This is a genomic window from Burkholderia sp. CpTa8-5 (assembly GCF_017815045.1).
Lineage (GTDB): Bacteria > Pseudomonadota > Gammaproteobacteria > Burkholderiales > Burkholderiaceae > Burkholderia > Burkholderia sola.
Genome location: NZ_JAGIQD010000022.1, coordinates 1 through 17,717, shown reverse-complemented (window position 1 = coordinate 17,717; position 17,717 = coordinate 1). Strand labels below are relative to the sequence as shown.

General features: G+C 68.2%; 17 protein-coding genes. 8 read left to right on the top strand and 9 right to left on the bottom strand.

What is annotated here, in order from left to right:
* Positions 1-1,071 (bottom strand): alanine racemase, encoded by a 1,071-nt coding sequence (gene alr / locus J8I35_RS26375; RefSeq protein WP_050012919.1) that lies wholly within the window; start codon positions 1,069-1,071, stop codon positions 1-3.
* Positions 1,072-1,289: 218 nt separating this feature from the next.
* Between alr and lplT the strand changes: the two genes are divergently transcribed.
* A complete protein-coding gene (gene lplT, locus J8I35_RS26370; RefSeq protein WP_050012920.1) occupies positions 1,290-2,597 on the top strand; it encodes a lysophospholipid transporter LplT in 1,308 nt (435 codons plus the stop codon).
* A gap of 58 nt (positions 2,598-2,655) precedes the next feature.
* Positions 2,656-3,465 carry a bifunctional hydroxymethylpyrimidine kinase/phosphomethylpyrimidine kinase gene (thiD, locus tag J8I35_RS26365; RefSeq protein ID WP_089488574.1) on the top strand — a complete coding sequence of 270 codons (810 nt, stop codon included), beginning with the start codon at positions 2,656-2,658 and terminating at the stop codon, positions 3,463-3,465.
* Positions 3,466-3,483: 18 nt separating this feature from the next.
* On the opposite strand, the gene J8I35_RS26360 is transcribed toward thiD, so the two are convergent.
* Genes J8I35_RS26360 through tsaB form a run of 4 tightly spaced genes read right to left on the bottom strand, consistent with a single transcriptional unit; the run spans position 3,484 to position 6,728 of the window.
* Positions 3,484-4,449, bottom strand: a complete 966-nt coding sequence (locus J8I35_RS26360; protein WP_209927744.1) for a DUF1853 family protein — start codon at positions 4,447-4,449, stop codon at positions 3,484-3,486.
* Positions 4,446-5,477: a uracil-DNA glycosylase gene (locus tag J8I35_RS26355; RefSeq protein WP_209927742.1), complete on the bottom strand. Its 1,032-nt coding sequence runs from the start codon at positions 5,475-5,477 to the stop codon at positions 4,446-4,448. The genes J8I35_RS26360 and J8I35_RS26355 overlap by 4 nt, the downstream gene beginning before the upstream one ends.
* A complete protein-coding gene (gene rimI, locus J8I35_RS26350) occupies positions 5,464-5,964 on the bottom strand; it encodes a ribosomal protein S18-alanine N-acetyltransferase (protein WP_209927740.1) in 501 nt (166 codons plus the stop codon). Before rimI ends, J8I35_RS26355 begins: the two co-directional genes overlap by 14 nt.
* Entirely contained in the window at positions 5,961-6,728 is a 768-nt protein-coding gene (gene tsaB / locus J8I35_RS26345) for a tRNA (adenosine(37)-N6)-threonylcarbamoyltransferase complex dimerization subunit type 1 TsaB (RefSeq protein ID WP_124554717.1), read from the bottom strand. Before tsaB ends, rimI begins: the two co-directional genes overlap by 4 nt.
* Positions 6,729-6,875: 147 nt before the next feature.
* Between tsaB and J8I35_RS26340 the strand changes: the two genes are divergently transcribed.
* From J8I35_RS26340 to aceA, 3 genes are all read left to right on the top strand, one after another.
* Positions 6,876-7,145, top strand: a complete 270-nt coding sequence (locus J8I35_RS26340; RefSeq protein ID WP_050012926.1) for an acyl-CoA-binding protein — start codon at positions 6,876-6,878, stop codon at positions 7,143-7,145.
* Positions 7,146-7,501: 356 nt separating this feature from the next.
* Positions 7,502-9,058 (top strand): DEAD/DEAH box helicase, encoded by a 1,557-nt coding sequence (locus J8I35_RS26335; protein ID WP_050012927.1) that lies wholly within the window; start codon positions 7,502-7,504, stop codon positions 9,056-9,058.
* Between the two features lie 395 nt (positions 9,059-9,453).
* Positions 9,454-10,761: an isocitrate lyase gene (gene aceA, locus J8I35_RS26330; protein ID WP_050012928.1), complete on the top strand. Its 1,308-nt coding sequence runs from the start codon at positions 9,454-9,456 to the stop codon at positions 10,759-10,761.
* 210 nt (positions 10,762-10,971) lie between these two features.
* On the opposite strand, the gene J8I35_RS26325 is transcribed toward aceA, so the two are convergent.
* The gene (locus J8I35_RS26325) at positions 10,972-11,406 is read right to left on the bottom strand and encodes a universal stress protein (protein WP_050012929.1); all 435 of its coding nucleotides are present in this window, start codon (positions 11,404-11,406) and stop codon (positions 10,972-10,974) included.
* A gap of 159 nt (positions 11,407-11,565) precedes the next feature.
* Positions 11,566-12,471 (bottom strand): LysR family transcriptional regulator, encoded by a 906-nt coding sequence (locus tag J8I35_RS26320; RefSeq protein ID WP_050012930.1) that lies wholly within the window; start codon positions 12,469-12,471, stop codon positions 11,566-11,568.
* Between the two features lie 158 nt (positions 12,472-12,629).
* Here J8I35_RS26320 and J8I35_RS26315 point away from each other — a divergent pair, with 158 nt between their 5' ends.
* Positions 12,630-13,400, top strand: a complete 771-nt coding sequence (locus J8I35_RS26315) for a haloacid dehalogenase type II (protein ID WP_209927738.1) — start codon at positions 12,630-12,632, stop codon at positions 13,398-13,400.
* Between the two features lie 68 nt (positions 13,401-13,468).
* Complete coding sequence (gene aceB / locus J8I35_RS26310; RefSeq protein ID WP_209927736.1) at positions 13,469-15,061, top strand: malate synthase A; 1,593 nt, start codon at positions 13,469-13,471, stop codon at positions 15,059-15,061.
* 138 nt (positions 15,062-15,199) lie between these two features.
* Here aceB and J8I35_RS26305 read toward each other — a convergent pair whose 3' ends face one another.
* Entirely contained in the window at positions 15,200-15,613 is a 414-nt protein-coding gene (locus J8I35_RS26305; RefSeq protein ID WP_050012933.1) for a gamma-glutamylcyclotransferase family protein, read from the bottom strand.
* Positions 15,614-15,922: 309 nt separating this feature from the next.
* Here J8I35_RS26305 and J8I35_RS26300 point away from each other — a divergent pair, with 309 nt between their 5' ends.
* A complete protein-coding gene (locus J8I35_RS26300; protein ID WP_050012934.1) occupies positions 15,923-16,804 on the top strand; it encodes a helix-turn-helix transcriptional regulator in 882 nt (293 codons plus the stop codon).
* Between the two features lie 25 nt (positions 16,805-16,829).
* On the opposite strand, the gene J8I35_RS26295 is transcribed toward J8I35_RS26300, so the two are convergent.
* Complete coding sequence (locus J8I35_RS26295) at positions 16,830-17,294, bottom strand: GNAT family N-acetyltransferase (protein WP_069617696.1); 465 nt, start codon at positions 17,292-17,294, stop codon at positions 16,830-16,832.
* Positions 17,295-17,717 lie beyond the last annotated feature (423 nt).

The following is a 17,717-nucleotide window of genomic DNA, read 5'->3' as shown; positions in this document are numbered from 1 at the left end:
TTATTCCGCTCGCACCGGCACGCGGGCCGCGACCGCGCACATCAGCTCGTAGCCGATCGTCCCGCAATGGCGCGCGACGTCGTCGATCGGCAGCGCGTTGCCCCACAGCTCCACGCGCGCGCCGACGCCGGCCTGCGGGCACGGCGTCAGGTCGACGGTGATCATGTCCATCGACACGCGACCGACGATCCGCGTGCGGATGCCGTCGACGATCACCGGCGTGCCTTCCGGCGCCACGCGCGGATAGCCGTCCGCGTAGCCGCACGCGACGACGCCGATCCGCATCTGCGCCTGCGCGGAGAACGTCGAGCCATAGCCGATCGCCTGGCCCTTCGCGATCGTCTGCACCGCGATCAGCTCGGACGAGAGCGTCATCGCGGGCTTCAACCCCGTGTCGGCGATATCGGACGACAGCCCGGACGGCGACGCCCCATACAGCACGATCCCCGGCCGCACCCAGTCGAAGTGCGTGTCCGGATGCCACAGCACGGCCGCCGAATTCGCGAGACTGCGCGCGCCGGCGATGTTTTCCGCGCCGCGCTCGAACGTCGCGAGCTGCTCGGCGACGCCGCGCGCGTTGTCCGCGTCCGAAAAATGGGTCATCAACGTGATCTGGCCGATGCCGGGGCACGCGCGGGCGCGCTCCCACGCGGCACGGTATTTTTCCGGCGTGTAACCGAGCCGGTTCATCCCGCTGTTCATCTTGAGCTGCACGTTGACGGGCTTCGACAGCCGCGCCGTTTCCAGCATCCGCATCTGCTCGTCGTTGTGGACGGTCGTGGTCAGGCTGTAGCGGTCGATCACGTCGATGTCGGTCGAGCGGAAGAAGCCTTCGAGCAGCAGGATCGGGCCGGCCCAGCCGAGCTCGCGCAGCTTCACGGCCTCGTCGAGGTCGAGCAGGCCGAAGCCGTCGGTGCCGCGCAGGCCCGGAAACGCACGGGCGAGACCGTGGCCGTACGCGTTGGCCTTGACGACCGCCCAGACCTTGGACGGGCCGGCAAAGCGGCGGACGACGGAGAGATTGTTCGCGAGAGCGGCGGTGTGGATGGTGGCGGAGATCGGGCGCGGCATGGGAAATTTACGTAAAGACGCTTGCGAATCATCAGCTTACCGCGCCTTTTGAGCACCGAAGCCGACAATTTGCGGAACGATCGGGGAATCTTGCTAGTCCGAATTCGCGTATTTTCATGTTATAAAGCCGTGCGCACAACCCATTTCGAACGGAATAAGCCGATCGCATACCAGGCGGCCTACGCGGCCCTGCCGCAGCGACGAAAGCATCGCATCAGATGAAAAAAGGTTTTTACACCATCATGGCCGCGCAGTTTTTCTCGTCGCTGGCCGACAATGCGCTTCTCATCGCCGCCATCGCCCTGCTGAAAGACCTCCACGCCCCCAACTGGATGACACCGCTGCTGAAGCTGTTCTTCGTGTTGTCGTATGTGGTGTTGGCGGCGTATGTCGGTGCGTTCGCGGATTCGCGTCCGAAGGGCCGCGTGATGTTCATCACCAACTCGATCAAGGTGGTCGGCTGCCTGATCATGCTGTTCGGCGCGCACCCGCTGATCGCGTACGGGATCGTCGGGTTCGGCGCGGCGGCCTACTCGCCCGCCAAATACGGGATTCTCACCGAGCTGCTGCCGGCCGACCGGCTGGTCGCCGCGAACGGCTGGATCGAAGGCACGACCGTCAGCTCGATCATTCTCGGCACCGTGCTCGGCGGCGCGCTGATCAGCCCGCACATCGCGGCGCACGTGATCGCGCACACGCCGGCCTGGATCGGCACGCCCGCCGAAGCCGCGATGGCGATCATCATGGCGATCTACGTGGTCGCCGCGCTGTTCAACCTGCGCATTCCCGATACGGGCGCCCGCTATCCGAAGCAGGAACGCGGCCCGGTCAAGCTGCTCACCGATTTCGCCGACTGCTTCATGGTGCTCTGGCGCGACAAGCTCGGCCAGATCTCGCTCGCGGTCACGACGCTGTTCTGGGGAGCGGGCGCGACGCTGCAGTTCATCGTGCTGAAGTGGGCCGAGGTGTCGCTCAACATGTCGCTGTCCGAAGGCGCGATCCTGCAGGCCGTCGTCGCGGTCGGCGTCGCGGCCGGCGCGATTGCCGCCGCCGCGCGGATTCCGCTGAAGAAGTCGCTGACCGTGCTGCCCGTCGGCATCATCATGGGCATCGCGGTGATGCTGATGGCGTTCTACACGCGCGACCTGTTCCCGTCGCACTGGGCCGTGCATTTCGGCCATCTGCGCCTGCCGTTCTACCTGATCGTCGCGTACATCTTCCTGATCGGCGTCGGCGCGCTGTCCGGCTACTTCGTCGTGCCGATGAACGCGCTGCTGCAGCATCGCGGCCACGTGCTGCTGTCGGCCGGTCATTCGATCGCGGTGCAGAACTTCAACGAGAACCTGTCGGTGCTCGTGATGCTGTGCCTGTATGCGGTGCTCGTGTGGCTCGACGTGCCGGTCGGCGTCGTGATCGTGCTGTTCGGTACGTTCGTCTGCCTGACGATGTGGCTCGTGATGCGCCGCCATCAGGCGAACCAGCGTCAGTTCGACTCGGTCGCGCTGATCGGCGAATCGCGGCACTGACGCTACACTTCCGGTTTTCGTCCGCCGGCGCCGGTCCTCGAACCGGCGCGTTGCCCTCATGACGCACCCGATACCCAACCTCCTGACGATCGCCGGCTCCGATTCGGGCGGCGGCGCAGGCATCCAGGCCGACCTGAAGACGTTTTCCGCGCTCGGCGCGTATGGCGCGAGCGTGATCACCGCGCTGACCGCGCAGAACACGCGCGGCGTGACGGGCGTGCATGCGCCGGACGCCGCGTTCGTGACCGCGCAGCTCGACGCGGTGTTCGACGACATCCGCATCGATGCGGTCAAGATCGGGATGCTCGCGAACGCGGCGATCGTGCAGGCGGTGGCCGACGCGCTGCGCCGTTACGCGCCGCGCTTCGTCGTGCTCGACACGGTGATGATCTCGAAGAGTTCGCACGCGCTGCTCGCGCCCGATGCCGTCGCCGCGCTGCGCGACACGCTGCTGCCGCTCGCGACGGTCGTCACGCCGAATCTCCCCGAAGCGGCCGCGCTGCTGAACGTTGCGCCCGCCACCACCGAAGACGACATGGTCCGGCAAGGTCAGGCGCTGCTGCAGAGGGGCGCGCGCGCCGTGCTGATGAAGGGCGGCCACCTGCCCGACGCATCCGCGAGCCCCGACTGGCTCGTCGAAGCGACCCGCACGGTGCGGCTCGACGGCGCGCGCGTGCCGGTCAGCAACACGCACGGCACCGGCTGCACGCTGGCGTCGGCGATCGCCGCGCTGCTGCCGCAGCAGCCCGACCTGGAAAGCGCGGTGCGGGAAGCCAAGACCTACCTGACCGGCGCGATCGCCGCGAGCGGCCACCTCGACGTCGGCCACGGCGTCGGCCCGGTCCATCACTTTCACCGCTGGTGGTGAGCGGCCGCTGACGCGGCGTCAGCGATCCTGCGCGGCGAACGCCTGCGCGCGCGCCGGCCAGTCGTCGGGCACGACGAACCCGCGCGCCGTCTCGCGCCACGTGCCGTCACTCCCCTTTTCATGGATGCCGATCAGGTCGGGCGCCTCGCGCGTCGCCAGCACGGGCGGCAGTTCCGGTGCGCTCGCCAGCGGCTCGGGCTCGAACCCCGCGCCGGCGGCGGCACGCCGCGGCGCCAGCCACGCCAGCCGCGGCAATACGCTCCATGCGGCGCCGTCACGCTGCGCGGCCGCCCACGCCGGCCACTGCGCATGCGTCAGCCAGAAACCGCGCGGGTGATCCGGCGCGATTTCGGCGGACACCGGCGGCACCGGCGCACCGTGCGGATGGAACAGCCAGCCCTTGATGAACATCTGCGCGTCGGACGGTGCACCGTAGCCGAGCCGGGCGAAGCCGTCGTGTTCGCCGAGCCGCAACTGGTGGTCGAGCAGCCGGCTGCGCTTGCGGTCGAACCGGTCGACGAGATTGGGGCCGACGAAGTCGGCGAGCGACGCGCCGTCGCGGACCGGCGCGCACAGATAGCACTTCACCGCGAGTTCCCAGTGCAGGCGTCGACCGTCCGGCGCATCGACGAGAAAGTCGACTTCGCCGAGCGTGCGGCCGTTGCTGCGCAGCGGCAGATTAGCCGCGACGAGCCGCAGCGACGGCCCGTGCGTCAGGAAGTATTCGAGCAGGCATTCGGCATAGCGGCCGAGCCGGGTGGGCCGAAACCCGTCGAGCGCGCGATGCAGCGGCCCGGGCTGCGCATCGAGCGCGGCGAGCCACGCTTCGACGGCCGCTTGGCCCGCCGCATCCGGCCAGGGGCGCGCGAGCGGCGCGCCCGGCACCGCGGTGAGCAGGCTCGGGCTGGCCAGCAGCCAAGCCAGATCGCGTACCGCGGCGTCGAGCAGCGTATCGACGAACGCGCACGCCGCGCCGGTCGTCATGACCCGGCCGGGCCGTTCGCGTCGGCGCCTTGCGCACGCTGGAATGTATCGCGTGCGAGGCACAGGTCGGCCCACGCCTTCGACTTGTCCTGCAGGCTGCGCAACAGGTACGCCGGGTGGTAGGTGACGATCACCGGCACGCCCTCGTACGCATGCACGCGGCCGCGCAGCGATGCGATGCTCGCATCCGTCTTCAGCAGCGTCTGCGCGGCAAAACGGCCGAGCGCGACGATCAGCTTCGGCTTCACGAGCGCGACCTGGCGCTGCAGATACGGCTCGCAACTCGCGACCTCGTCCGGCTCCGGGTTGCGGTTGCCGGGCGGCCGGCACTTGATCACGTTCGCGATGTACACGTTGTCGCCGCGCTTGAGCGACAGCGACTGCAGCATGTTGTCGAGCAGCTTGCCGGCCTGGCCGACGAACGGCTCGCCCTGCTTGTCCTCGTTCTCGCCCGGCGCTTCGCCGATCAGCATCCAGTCCGCTTCGCGGTCGCCGACGCCGAACACGGTGTTGGCCCGCTTCTCGCACAAGCGGCACAGCGTGCAGTCGGCCACGCGCGCGGCCAGCGCATCCCAGTCGAGCGTGGCGACCGGCGTGCCGGCAGGACGCGATTCGGCGAGCGGCGCGGGCGTGGATTCGCCCGGCGGCGCCGCGTCGAACCAGGCGAAATCGTCGTCCGCTGCCGGCGGCGCATCATCCTTCGGCGCCATCGTATCGGGCGATGCCGCCGATGCAGCTTGCGCAGGCGGGCGACCGCCGTCGTCGACACCGTGCGCCGACACCCGCGATTCGCGAGCCGCAGAGGCGCCGGCCGCGCCACGCGCGACGGCCGTCGGCGCATCGTCCTGCACCGGTGCACGCGCTGCCCGCACCGGCCGATCGGCCGCGACGGCGGAACCGTCGTCGGTCGCCGCGGTCTGCGCGACGGCAGGCGCGTCGGCTGCCGCGCCTTCGTCCGCGCGCTGCCCGCGCCGCACCCAGATCTGCGCGAGGCCCAGTTCCTCGAGCGCCGCTTCACCCCACGCCATGTGCGTCCCCCTCGTCCTTGTTCAGCGTCAGACGCATCACGATCGCGTCCTCCCGGCTCCGATGCTTCGCCGGATAGTAATTCTTGCGCCGGCCGATCGTCATGAAGCCGAAGCGCTCGTACAGATGGATCGCGCGCGGATTCGACGGCCGCACTTCGAGCAGCATGCCGTCGAGCCCTTCCGCACGCGAAATGCGCACCGCCTCGCGCAGCAGCGCGAGGCCCGCGCCCGCGTGCTGCGCGACCGGCGCGACGCACAGGTTCAGCAGATGCATCTCGTCGACCACGGGCATCAGCACGCAATAGCCGACGAGCGAGCCCGTCACGTGCCTCAGGCACACGCCCAGATAGCCGTTGCGCAGCGAATCCTCGAAGTTGCCGCGGCTCCACGGGAATTCGTACGCGACGTGCTCGATTGCGACGACCTCGTCGAGATCGGCGTCCGTCATCGGCGCCAGATAGCGGTCGCTCAGCAGGACACCCGTCATCCCTTCGCTCCGCCCGTCTGCGCGGCCCGTACAGCGAGGCGCTCGGCCGTCGTCTGCGCGACCTTGTCGCGCACGTATTCGGGTGCGGCCTGGTCGGCCGGCACCGCTCGCCCGGCGCGGAACGCGCGCAGCGCGGCATGCGCGACCGCCAGCGCATGCGGCAGCGCATCGCCGTCGATCACGGCCGCCCGCGCGGCGGCCGGCAATTGCGCGCCGAACGCCGCGGCCGCATTGCCGGCGAGCGTAAACGGCGCGTCGGGCACGCCGACGGTCCCCGGTGCGTCGAGCGACGCCGGATGCAGCGTGCGCCAGTCGCCCGCGCCGTCGTCCCATTCGAAATCCGCCCAGTAGGCTTCGTCCATCCGCGCGTCGAGCGCGGCGAGCACGCGGGTCGTGCCGGGCGCGCGCAGCCGCGCGTGCTCGGCGCATGCGAGCAGCGTGCCGATCGGCACGACCGGCAGCCCGGCGCCGAACGCGAGGCCCTGGGTAATGCCCGTCGCGGTACGCAGGCCCGTGAACGAGCCGGGGCCCGCGCCGAACGCGATCGCGTCGCAGTCGGCGAGCGTCAGCCCGGATTCGGCGAAGAGTTCCTGGATCGCCGGCAGCACGCGCGTGCTCGACACGGCGCCCGTCGGTTCGTGACGGACCCAGGTTTGCGGAGTGGAAACGGCGTCATCGGCCGGGGCCGAGCGCAGCAGCGCGACCGAGCAGTATTCGGTCGACGTATCGATGGCGAGGAGCACTGTTTGCGTCATGGCCGACATTGTAATGCGCCGCCCCGCTCCCACGGGCGATCGGGCCCGATCTGTGCGCACGTGCGGCGCCGGCGGCGGTTTGGAAGGATCGCTCGACCCGGCGCGACGGTCCGCTTGTTAAGATCGGCCGATCTGAAACCCTTACGGAGACACCCGATGAGCGAACTCACCGCCCAATTCGACCAGGCCCAGATCGACGTCAAGCAACTGACGGAACGGCCGGGCAATCTGACCCTGCTGCGCCTGTACGCGCTCTTCAAGCAGGCGACCGACGGCGACGCGCACGGCGACAAGCCCGGCTTCACCGATATCGTCGGCAAGTACAAGTACGATGCCTGGGAAGCGCTGAAGGGCACGTCGCCGGACGCGGCGAAGCAGCAGTACGTCGAACTCGTCGAATCGCTGAAAAACGGCACGGCTTCCTGACCAAACCGCCCTCGCCGCAATAGGCAATCAAATCAGTGGCGCAGCGCAGCAAATTTCTTTATAATGCGGCCTGCGTCACCTCCCGCGCTCGGCTCGAAGCCGTTCCGGCCCGACGCCTCGTAGCGTTAAGCTCCAATCCGGTTTAGAACCTGTCCCCTCCTGCTTCGACCCTTGCGGTCGTCAACTAGGCTGGCGGCCCCGCTCCAGAAGCGCGCCGCACCCAAAACAGCTTCTAATGCCTCATCCGCCGACGGTTCGGCGGATTGCACCCGTTTCCCGATTTGCTCGCTGAATCCGACGACTTGGGTATGCGCGATTGGCGCCGACGTTTCACCCACTGTGTTTCAAGGATTGTTATGACTTCGAGCATCAACTCCAGCCCGCTCAACGCGATCGCCGACCAGGCGCTCGGTCTCGACGCCGCCGCCGCACCGGCCGCGGTCGAACCGGCGTCGGACGAGCCGAGCTTCGCGTCGCTCGGGTTGTCGCCGGAGATCGTCTCCGCGCTGCAGGCCGCCGGCTACGTGAAGCCGACGCCGGTCCAGCAGCGCGCGATTCCGGCCGGCATCGCCGGCCGCGACCTGCTGGTGTCGAGCCCGACCGGTTCGGGCAAGACCGCCGCATTCATGCTGCCCGCGATCGAACGTTTCGCGCAGCTCCAGAAGACGCAGGCGCAGCAGCCGCGCGCGCCGCGCGACCCGAACCAGGGCGACCGCCGCGCGCGCCGCCCGCAACCCGTCGCGCGCCCGGGCCTGCTCGTGCTGACGCCGACCCGCGAACTCGCGATGCAGGTCACGACGGCCGCCTCGACGTACGGCAAGCACCTGAAGCGCCTGCGCACGGTCAGCATCCTCGGCGGCGTCGCCTACGGCCAGCAGCTGATGCTGCTCGCGAAGAACCCGGAAATCCTGGTTGCGACGCCGGGCCGCCTGCTCGATCACCTCGAGCGCGGCCGTATCGACCTGTCCGAACTGAAGATGCTGGTGCTCGACGAAGCCGACCGCATGCTCGACATGGGCTTCATCGAAGACATCGAAACGATCGTCGCCGCCACGCCGGAATCGCGCCAGACGATGCTGTTCTCGGCCACGCTCGACGGCAAGATCGGTTCGCTGACGGGCCGCCTGCTGAAGGACCCGGAGCGCATCGAGATCCAGCAGCGCCTCGAGTCGCGCACGAACATCGCGCAGACGGTCCACTACGTCGACGACCGCGATCACAAGGATCGCCTGCTCGATCACCTGTTGCGCGACGACGCGCTCGACCAGGCGATCATCTTCACGGCGACCAAGATCGACGCCGACCAGCTCGCCGGCCGTCTCGCCGACGCAGGCTTCGAATCGGCCGCGCTGCACGGCGACCTGCCGCAGGGCGCGCGCAACCGCACGATCCGTGCGCTGCGCGAGCGCCGCGTGCGCGTGCTGGTGGCGACCGACGTCGCGGCACGCGGCATCGACATCCCGGGCATCACGCACGTGTTCAACTACGACCTGCCGAAGTTCGCGGAAGACTACGTGCACCGTATCGGCCGTACCGGCCGCGCGGGCCGTTCGGGCACGGCGGTCAGCCTCGTGCACCACGCCGAGCAAGGCGCGCTCAAGCGCATCGAACGCTTCGTGCGCTCGCCGCTGCCGGTCAACGTGGTCGAAGGTTTCGAGCCGCGCAAGTCGCCCCCGCGTAACGGCGGCACCGGCGGCCGCGGCCGTCCGGGCGGTGGTAACGGCGGTCGTCGTTTCGGCGGCAAGCCGGGCGGCGGTTATGGCGGCAACGGCAATAGCAGCGGCAACGGTCGCAGCTACGGCGGCGGCAATGGCGGTGGCTGGAGCGGCAAGCCGGGCGGCAGCCGTGACGGCGGCCCGCGTCGCGACGGCCAGCGCAGCGGCGCCCCGCGCCGTAGCAATTCGGCATCGTAAGCATCTGGGCGGCCCTGCAGCCGCCCCCACGGATGGGCACCTCGCCCATTCAACCAACCGGCGCATCCGCGCCGGTTTTTTTTCGCCCCACCGCCAATTTCACGATGCAGGAAATTTTTTTGCGTCGTAAAAAATCATGCTGCACGGCACAACCCGTGCGATTGCGGGATAGGAAAACGCATTTCTTATCTCGAAATGACGAATGCAACCCGTTGATTAAAAACAATTAAAAAATTCCGCACTTCCCGAGCCAGCCCCTGTTTCGCTCCCGCCGATTTGCCTAGACTCTTATACAAGACCTCGCGAACGGGAACGCATCGCTTCCCCGCCTCGCGAACCGCATCGTCACCGCCAGATTCGGCCCGTCACGCATACATCGCATCAAGGAGCTCATCATGTCGCGTCAGCAACAGGCACAGGAACTGCAGCAGCAATGGGAAACCGATCCGCGCTGGAAGGGCATCAAGCGCAGCTACTTGGCCGAGGACGTGGTCCGCCTGCGCGGCTCGATCCCGATCGAGCACACGCTGGCCAAGCGCGGCGCGGAAAAGCTGTGGAGCCTCATCAACAACGAGCCGTTCGTCAACGCCCTCGGCGCGCTGACCGGCAACCAGGCGATGCAGCAGGTGAAGGCCGGCCTGAAGGCCATCTACCTGTCCGGCTGGCAAGTGGCCGGCGACGCGAACGTCGCGGGCGAAATGTACCCGGACCAGTCGCTGTATCCGGCGAACTCGGTGCCGCTCGTCGTCAAGCGCATCAACAACACGCTCACGCGCGCCGACCAGATCCAGTGGTCGGAAGGCAAGAACCCGGGCGACGAAGGCTACGTCGATTTCTTCGCGCCGATCGTCGCCGATGCGGAAGCCGGCTTCGGCGGCGTGCTCAACGCGTTCGAGCTGATGAAGGCGATGATCGAGGCCGGCGCGGCGGGCGTCCACTTCGAGGACCAGCTCGCGTCGGTGAAGAAGTGTGGCCACATGGGCGGCAAGGTGCTGGTGCCGACGCGCGAAGCCGTCGCGAAGCTGTCGGCCGCGCGTCTCGCGGCCGACGTGATGGGCACGCCGACCGTGCTGGTGGCCCGCACCGACGCGGAAGCGGCCGACCTGATCACGTCCGACGTCGACGACAACGACAAGCCGTTCCTGACCGGCGAGCGCACGGTGGAAGGCTTCTTCCGCACGAAGCCGGGCCTCGAGCAGGCGATCTCGCGCGGCCTCGCGTACGCACCGTACGCGGACCTGATCTGGTGCGAAACGGGCAAGCCGGATCTCGAGTACGCGAAGAAGTTCGCGGAAGCGATCCACAAGCAGTTCCCGGGCAAGCTGCTGTCGTACAACTGCTCGCCGTCGTTCAACTGGAAGAAGAACCTCGACGACGCGACGATCGCCAAGTTCCAGAAGGAACTCGGCGCGATGGGCTACAAGTTCCAGTTCATCACGCTGGCCGGCTTCCATGCGCTGAACTACTCGATGTTCAACCTCGCGCACGGCTATGCCCGCACGCAGATGAGCGCGTTCGTCGAACTGCAGCAGGCCGAGTTCGCGGCGGCCGACAAGGGCTTCACGGCCGTCAAGCACCAGCGCGAGGTCGGCACCGGCTACTTCGACGCGGTGACGCAGACGGTCGAACGCGAAGCGTCGACGACCGCGCTGCACGGCTCGACCGAGGACGAACAGTTCTTCGACGGCAAGAAGGTCGCGTAACACGCCAGGCGTTACGCCGATGCCCGCCGCGTCTCGCGACGCCGCGGCATCGGCCACCGGAACAACAATCAGGGAGGAGACGGCAGGCGCGCGAATCCCATCGCGCAACCGGCCGCGCGGCCTGCGGGCCGCCAGCAACGCTGCGCGCCGGCTTCGTCCGGCGCGCCCTTTTTCCGATGCGCAGCCCGCCCCGCCACGGCCGGCGCTGCCCTACCGATAGACGATCACCGGAATTTTCGTATGGGTCAGCACGCGCTGCGTCTCGCTGCCGATCAGCAGGCTGCCGAGCCCGCGGCGTCCGTGGGACGCCATGAAGATCACGTCACACCCGCCGCGTTCGGCCGCCTCGATGATGCCGAGATACGGCGACGGATGCACGCTCGTCCACGTGTCGCACGCGACCCCGGCCGCCTTCGCGGCCGCTTCCACCTCGTCGAGATGCGCGCGCGCCTCGCGCTCGCTGCGCGCGCGGAAATCGGCGGGCGGCTCGATGATCACTTCGGAAAACGGCGAGTACGGGTATTGCGGCAGGCACGCATAGGCCGTAACCTGCGCGCCGACCGCGCGCGCCAAGTCGATCGCGCCGTCGATCGCCTTTTGCGACAGTTCGGAACCGTCGGTTGGAACGAGGATGTGCCGGAACATCGCGCCCTCCTTCGTCAATCGCACGCCGCGCGCCCCGGCTCCGGCCGAGCCGGCCGCGACACCGCGTGCATGCCTCTTACGATTGTAGTGGGTGAAACCGCGCAAGCCGCACCGCCAGCGGGTTCGCCCTCATATCGGAAACACGCGGGTGCGCGGCGCCTACTCGCCCCAATAGCCGGGCCGCTCGTACGTGTGCTTCAGGTAATCGAGAAACAGGCGCACGCGCAGCGGCAGATGTCGGCGCTGCGGAAACACCGCGTGAATGCCGATCGGCGGCGCGGCGAACGCATCGAGCACGCTGACGAGCCGGCCGGCCGCGACGTCCTCGCCGACTTCCCACCACGAGCGCCACGCGAGGCCGTGGCCGGCGAGGCACCATTCGTGCAGCACCGCGCCGTCCGAGCATTCCATCGTGCCGTTCACGCGGATCGACACGACCTTGTCGCCTTCCTGGAACGCCCAGCCGCGCTGCTGGTTCGCATTCGCCGCGAGCGCGAGGCAGTTGTGCCGCGCCAGTTCCGCGAGCGTGGCCGGCGTGCCGCGCCGTGCGAGATACGCGGGCGACGCGACGCACACGCGGCGGTTCTCGCCGAGCTTCAGCGACACGAGCGACGAATCGGGCAGCTCGCCGAGCCGCACCGCGCAATCGAACCCCTCGTTGACGAGGTCCACCATCCGGTCGGACAGGTCGAGCGTGACCGACACGTCCGGATGCGCGCCGCTGAATTCGGGCACGAGCGGCGCGACGTGCCGCCGGCCGAAGCCGGCCGGCGCGGAGAGCCGCAGATGGCCGCTCGCCTTGACGCCGCCGGCGGACACGCTCGCTTCCGCGTTCTGCATCTCGTTGATGATGCGCTGGCAATCCTCGAGGAACGCCGACCCCTCGAACGTCAGCGTGAGCTTGCGCGTCGTGCGCACCAGCAGCTTCACGCCGAGCCGCTCCTCGAGTGCGTCGAGGCGGCGGCCGATGATCGCCGGCGCGACGCCTTCCGCGTGCGCGGCCGCCGACAGGCTGCCTTTGGCCGCGACCGCGGCGAACGTTTCGATCTGTTTGAACCGGTCCATGACTCCGTCGATAGGACGGCCTCGCCGTCCCTCAAATAGCTTGAGCCGCACAAGATTAGGTATATGAAAGTAAAAGATCAAGTGATGTTTAGCGTCTTTTTTAGCAGCTTATATCACGAATAGAATCGACCCGACCTCTGAAACTGGAGCGCAAGGCTATGTCGGCCACAACGACACTCTCCTCCCCCGACGCCATCCTCTTCGACGCATTCGGCACGTTGTTCGACGTGCGTGCCGTGCTGGCCGCGGCTGAGCAGATGTTTCCCGGACACGGGGAACGGTTGTCGCAGCTGTGGCGGCGCAAGCAGATCGAATACTCGCAGCTGCGCACGCTCGCCGATCCGGCCGGCGCGCACTATCGCCCGTTTCGGGACATCACGCTCGACGCGCTGCGGTTCGCCGCGCGCCGGCTCGGGCTCGCGCTGAACAGTGCGGCCGAGAAACGGCTGATGGACGAATACGCGTGCCTGTCCACCTATCCCGACACGGTGCCCGCGCTGCGCCAACTGCGCGCGCTCGACCCGCGCCCGCCGCTCGCGATCCTGTCGAACGGCACCCCGCAGATGCTCGACATCGCGATCAAGAGCGCGGGCATGACCGGCCTGTTCGATCGCGTGCTGTCGGCCGACACCGTGCGCGCGTACAAGCCGAGCCCGGCCGCGTATGCGCTCGGCACCGCCGCGTTCGGCGCGAACCCGCGCGGCATCGTGTTCGTGTCGTCGAACGCGTGGGACGTCGCGGGCGCCACCTGGTTCGGCTACACGACGTTCTGGCTCAACCGCACGGGCGCGCCCGCCGAGGAACTCGGCGCGCCGCCCGACGGCACGGGCACCGGCATGGCCGACCTGCTCGCGTTCCTCGCCCCCCCCCCCGCCCCGGCTCCGTCCGGCAGACCCGCAAACCGCACGCGCCCCGGCCCGGGTGCATGACGTTTCGCAGCGCTGCCGCCTTCCCCTTTCACCGAAACCGCAACTGACCGACCAAGGAGATGAAACTCATGAGCACCCCGATCACGCTGCCGCAAGGCATGACGATCACCGGCGAAATCAAGCCGGGTTACGAAGCGATCCTGACGCCCGACGCGCTGGCACTCGTCGCGTCGCTGCATCGCACGTTCGAATCGCGCCGCCAGACGCTGCTGCAGGCGCGCGTCGAGCGCACGAAACGCCTCGACGCGGGCGAGCGCCCCGATTTCCTCGCCGAGACGCAGGCGATCCGCGAAGGCGACTGGAAGGTCGCGCCGCTGCCGACCGACCTGCAATGCCGCCGCGTCGAAATCACGGGCCCGGTCGAGCGCAAGATGATCATCAACGCGCTGAACTCGGGCGCCGATTCGTACATGACGGACTTCGAGGATTCGAACGCGCCGAGCTGGACGAACCAGATCGACGGCCAGATCAACCTGAAGGACGCGGTGCGCCGCACGATCTCGCTCGAGCAGAACGGCAAGTCGTACCGGCTGAACGACAAGGTCGCGACGCTGATCGTGCGTCCGCGCGGCTGGCACCTCGACGAGAAGCACGTGACGGTCGACGGCCAGCGCGTGTCCGGCGGCATCTTCGATTTCGCGCTGTTCCTGTTCCACAACGCGAAGGAACTGATCGCGCGCGGCTCGGGCCCGTACTTCTACCTGCCGAAGATGGAAAGCCATCTCGAGGCGCGTCTGTGGAACGACATCTTCGTCGCGGCCCAGGAAGCGATCGGCGTGCCGCGCGGCACGATCCGCGCGACGGTGCTGATCGAGACGATCCTCGCCGCGTTCGAGATGGACGAGATCCTGTACGAACTGCGCGAACACAGCTCGGGCCTGAACGCCGGCCGCTGGGACTACATCTTCTCGGCGATCAAGAAGTTCAAGAACGACCGCGACTTCTGCCTGGCCGAGCGTTCGAAGATCACGATGACAGTGCCGTTCATGCGCGCGTACGCGTTGCTGCTGCTGAAGACCTGCCACAAGCGCAACGCGCCGGCGATCGGCGGGATGAGCGCGCTGATCCCGATCAAGAACGATCCGGAAGCGAACGACAAGGCGATGGGCGGGGTGCGCTCGGACAAGCAGCGCGACGCGACCGACGGCTACGACGGCGGCTGGGTCGCGCACCCGGGCCTCGTGCCGATCGCGATGGAAGAATTCGTCAAGGTGCTCGGCGACCAGCCGAACCAGATCGCAAAGCAGCGCGACGACGTGCAGGTCGAAGGCAGGAACCTGCTCGACTTCCAGCCGGAAGCGCCGATCACCGAAGCCGGGCTGCGCAACAATATCAACGTCGGGATCCACTACCTCGGCGCATGGCTCGACGGCAACGGCTGCGTGCCGATCCACAACCTGATGGAAGACGCGGCGACGGCCGAGATCTCGCGCTCGCAGGTGTGGCAATGGATCCGCTCGCCGAAGGGCGTGCTCGACGACGGCCGCAAGGTCACGGCCGACCTCGTGCGCGAATTCGCGAAGCTCGAGCTCGACAACGTGAAGCGCTCGGTCGGCGGCAATACGCAGCCGTACGAACGCGCCGCGGCGATCTTCGAGCAGATGTCCACGTCGGAAGGCTTCACCGAATTCCTGACGCTGCCGCTGTACGAGGAAATTTGACGACGCTGTCGGCTGCGATCGCCGGACGGCCACGCCGTGTCGGCGGTCGCATGCGATGACGGGTCACCGGCAGGAAAAAAGCGCCCCGCGGGGCGCTTCCTCTTTTGCAGCGAATCCTGCCACCGCCCGCAGGCACGCTCAGGCGGCTTCCTGCTCGCGCCGGTGCTGAACCCAATCGCCGGACGCGATGCGCGGACGCCCGGCCGCCGCGTGCGCGGCGACCGGATAATACAGGCACGCGTACTGCCGGCCGCCGAGCTCGACCGTTACCTCGTCCGGCTTGAACAGCGAATCGACGCCCGGATAGACGCGCTCGATCTCGTCGAGCACCGGGACGAGCTGCGCGTCGACCTCGTAGACGTCGCCCCACACCAGCGACTTGCCGGCCGTACCGGCGATCATGCCCGGATACGTGCCGAAATCGACCAGTTCGCCCGGCAGCGCGGCCGCGCCCAGCAGCGTCGGCGCGGCGATGCCGTGGCGGGCGGCCGCATGGCCGATGTCGTTGGCCTGTCCGGCTCTCAAGGTGCCATAGACGAATACGTGGCGCATCGTGGTTCTCCTCTTCGATTCGTGTGTTGCCGTGTTGGCGTGCGACCGGTGCGCGATGGGCGCGACGTGGCGCACGCATCGATAGACCGCGATACCGGCCCGATGGTTCGAACCGTCGGTGCGACCGGCTGCGGGCGACCGGCTGCGGGCGACCGGCTGCGGGCGACCGGCTGCGGGCAGCCACCCCGGATTCGCCGACGCCCACACAAAGTTCATTTGAAGCCGGCATGATGGCCCGAAAAACCGCCGCATGCGCACGCGCGGCGCCTTCTAAAATAACGGCATCGCCGCCGCGCCGCCCGAACTTTCATGAATCCGCCCGCCCAAGCCGACGTATCGAACCCGTACGACGTCATCGACATCCCGCCGGAATTCGCGCCGACCGCCGACCATCCGATGCGCGTGCGCGCGCGGCAGGTCGATGCCGGCCGCCGCATTCCGCTGCACACGCATGCGTGGGCGCAGCTCGCGTATGCGTCGCGCGGCGTGCTGCGCGTGGCGACGACCGGCACGACCTGGATGGTGCCGCCGTCCCGCGCGATCTGGGTGCCGCCGCATGTGTCGCACGAAGTCGTGATCGTCGAAGAGGCCTATTTGCGCACGCTATATATCGACGAGTCGATCGTGCCGGGCGGGCTCGATGCATGCCGCGTCGTCGAGGTGACGGGGCTGCTGCGCGAGCTGATCGTCGCACTCGACGCGCGCGACCTGAGCGCCGCGCGCGAGCGCCTGCTGTGCGGGCTCGTGCTCGACGAGCTGAGTCATGCCGAACCGTTGCCGCTCGCGGTGCCGATGCCGGACGAAAAACGGCTGCGCCTGCTGTGCGAATCGGTACTCGCGCAGCCCGCGCATGCGGAGTCGCTCGAACACTGGGCGAGCGAGGTCGGCGCGAGCACGCGCACGATCTCCCGGCTCTTCAAGCAGGAACTGGGCGTGAGCTTTTCGCAGTGGCGCCAGCAGGCGCTGCTCGCGCGGGCGATCCCGCTGCTGAACCAGGGGCGACCGCTGTCGCACATCGCGCGCGAACTCGGCTACCAGAGCCAGAGCGCGTTCTCGGCGATGTTCCGCCGCGCATTCGGCGAAAGCCCGCGCGCGTTCATGCTGCGCGGCTACGAGCATCGGGGCCCGGAAGGCGACGTCGCGGAAAACGAAACGCCGGACGACGACGGCGCGATCGACGCGGCCCGCTGATCGCTCGTTCCCGCGCGCCGGACCGTCAGACCGGCCGCACCATGTGGCGGATCGAGCCGAGTTGCGCGAGCCGCGGCCCGGTGACGCGGTAGCCCATGCGTAGATACAGATGCGCGGCAGGATTGTCGACGAACACGCGCAACTGCAGTTCGTGCAGCCCGCGCGCACGCGCCCAGCGATGCGACATCTCGAGCATGTAGGTACCGGCGCCCTGCCCGCGATGGCCGGCCGCGATCTGCACGTCGCGGATGTGCAGCGAATCGCCCTCCTCGGTCACACGCAGCACACCGATGCGCTCGCCGTCGGCTTCGAGGATGAAGTTTTCGGATTCGCGCCAGCTCGCATAGAACAGGTCGCTGCGCCACACGAGCCCATGACGCTTGTAGTAGCCGCCCATGTTGCCGTGCGTCAACGCTTCGGCATACGGAAAATCGCCGGGCTCCGCGGGTCGGAGCTGATACAGGAGTCGCAGGTCGGTCGGATCGAGCATCGCGCAGGGGTCGGAAACGCATCCCGCCACGATAGCGCAGTCGCGTGCGGATGCAATCGCGAATTTCTCGTAGGCGCGCGGCGCGCGGTGTCGGGTGTCAGCGGAAGGCACAATGGACGATTCAAATGAAAAAGCCCGCGCGAGGCGGGCTTCTTCATTTTCTGGCGGAGCGGACGGGACTCGCCTACATCCCGCAGGCCGCGGCTGCGCGTGCACGCGCAGCCCTTCGAGTCCCGTCGGAAGCCGCGCAGGCGGCTTCCTCCGCTCGGCAGTCACGCGCCCGCGAGCGTGCACAACGCCCGAATGCACAAACAACAATGCCCGCACAAGGCGGGCATTGTTGTTCGTTTGGCGGAGCGGACGGGACTCGAACCCGCGACCCCCGGCGTGACAGGCCGGTATTCTAACCGACTGAACTACCGC

Coding starts and splice junctions, on each gene's coding strand:
- J8I35_RS26325 (WP_050012929.1), bottom strand. CDS start 11,406: ATGTTCCGGCACATCCTCGTTCCAACCGACGGTTCCGAACTGTCGCAA.
- lplT (WP_050012920.1), top strand. CDS start 1,290: ATGAAAAAAGGTTTTTACACCATCATGGCCGCGCAGTTTTTCTCGTCG.
- J8I35_RS26320 (WP_050012930.1), bottom strand. CDS start 12,471: ATGGACCGGTTCAAACAGATCGAAACGTTCGCCGCGGTCGCGGCCAAA.
- aceB (WP_209927736.1), top strand. CDS start 13,469: ATGAGCACCCCGATCACGCTGCCGCAAGGCATGACGATCACCGGCGAA.
- tsaB (WP_124554717.1), bottom strand. CDS start 6,728: ATGTCGGCCATGACGCAAACAGTGCTCCTCGCCATCGATACGTCGACC.
- thiD (WP_089488574.1), top strand. CDS start 2,656: ATGACGCACCCGATACCCAACCTCCTGACGATCGCCGGCTCCGATTCG.
- J8I35_RS26295 (WP_069617696.1), bottom strand. CDS start 17,294: ATGCTCGATCCGACCGACCTGCGACTCCTGTATCAGCTCCGACCCGCG.
- J8I35_RS26305 (WP_050012933.1), bottom strand. CDS start 15,613: ATGCGCCACGTATTCGTCTATGGCACCTTGAGAGCCGGACAGGCCAAC.
- rimI (WP_209927740.1), bottom strand. CDS start 5,964: ATGACGGGTGTCCTGCTGAGCGACCGCTATCTGGCGCCGATGACGGAC.
- J8I35_RS26300 (WP_050012934.1), top strand. CDS start 15,923: ATGAATCCGCCCGCCCAAGCCGACGTATCGAACCCGTACGACGTCATC.
- J8I35_RS26355 (WP_209927742.1), bottom strand. CDS start 5,477: ATGGCGTGGGGTGAAGCGGCGCTCGAGGAACTGGGCCTCGCGCAGATC.
- J8I35_RS26335 (WP_050012927.1), top strand. CDS start 7,502: ATGACTTCGAGCATCAACTCCAGCCCGCTCAACGCGATCGCCGACCAG.
- alr (WP_050012919.1), bottom strand. CDS start 1,071: ATGCCGCGCCCGATCTCCGCCACCATCCACACCGCCGCTCTCGCGAAC.
- J8I35_RS26315 (WP_209927738.1), top strand. CDS start 12,630: ATGTCGGCCACAACGACACTCTCCTCCCCCGACGCCATCCTCTTCGAC.
- J8I35_RS26340 (WP_050012926.1), top strand. CDS start 6,876: ATGAGCGAACTCACCGCCCAATTCGACCAGGCCCAGATCGACGTCAAG.
- aceA (WP_050012928.1), top strand. CDS start 9,454: ATGTCGCGTCAGCAACAGGCACAGGAACTGCAGCAGCAATGGGAAACC.
- J8I35_RS26360 (WP_209927744.1), bottom strand. CDS start 4,449: ATGACGACCGGCGCGGCGTGCGCGTTCGTCGATACGCTGCTCGACGCC.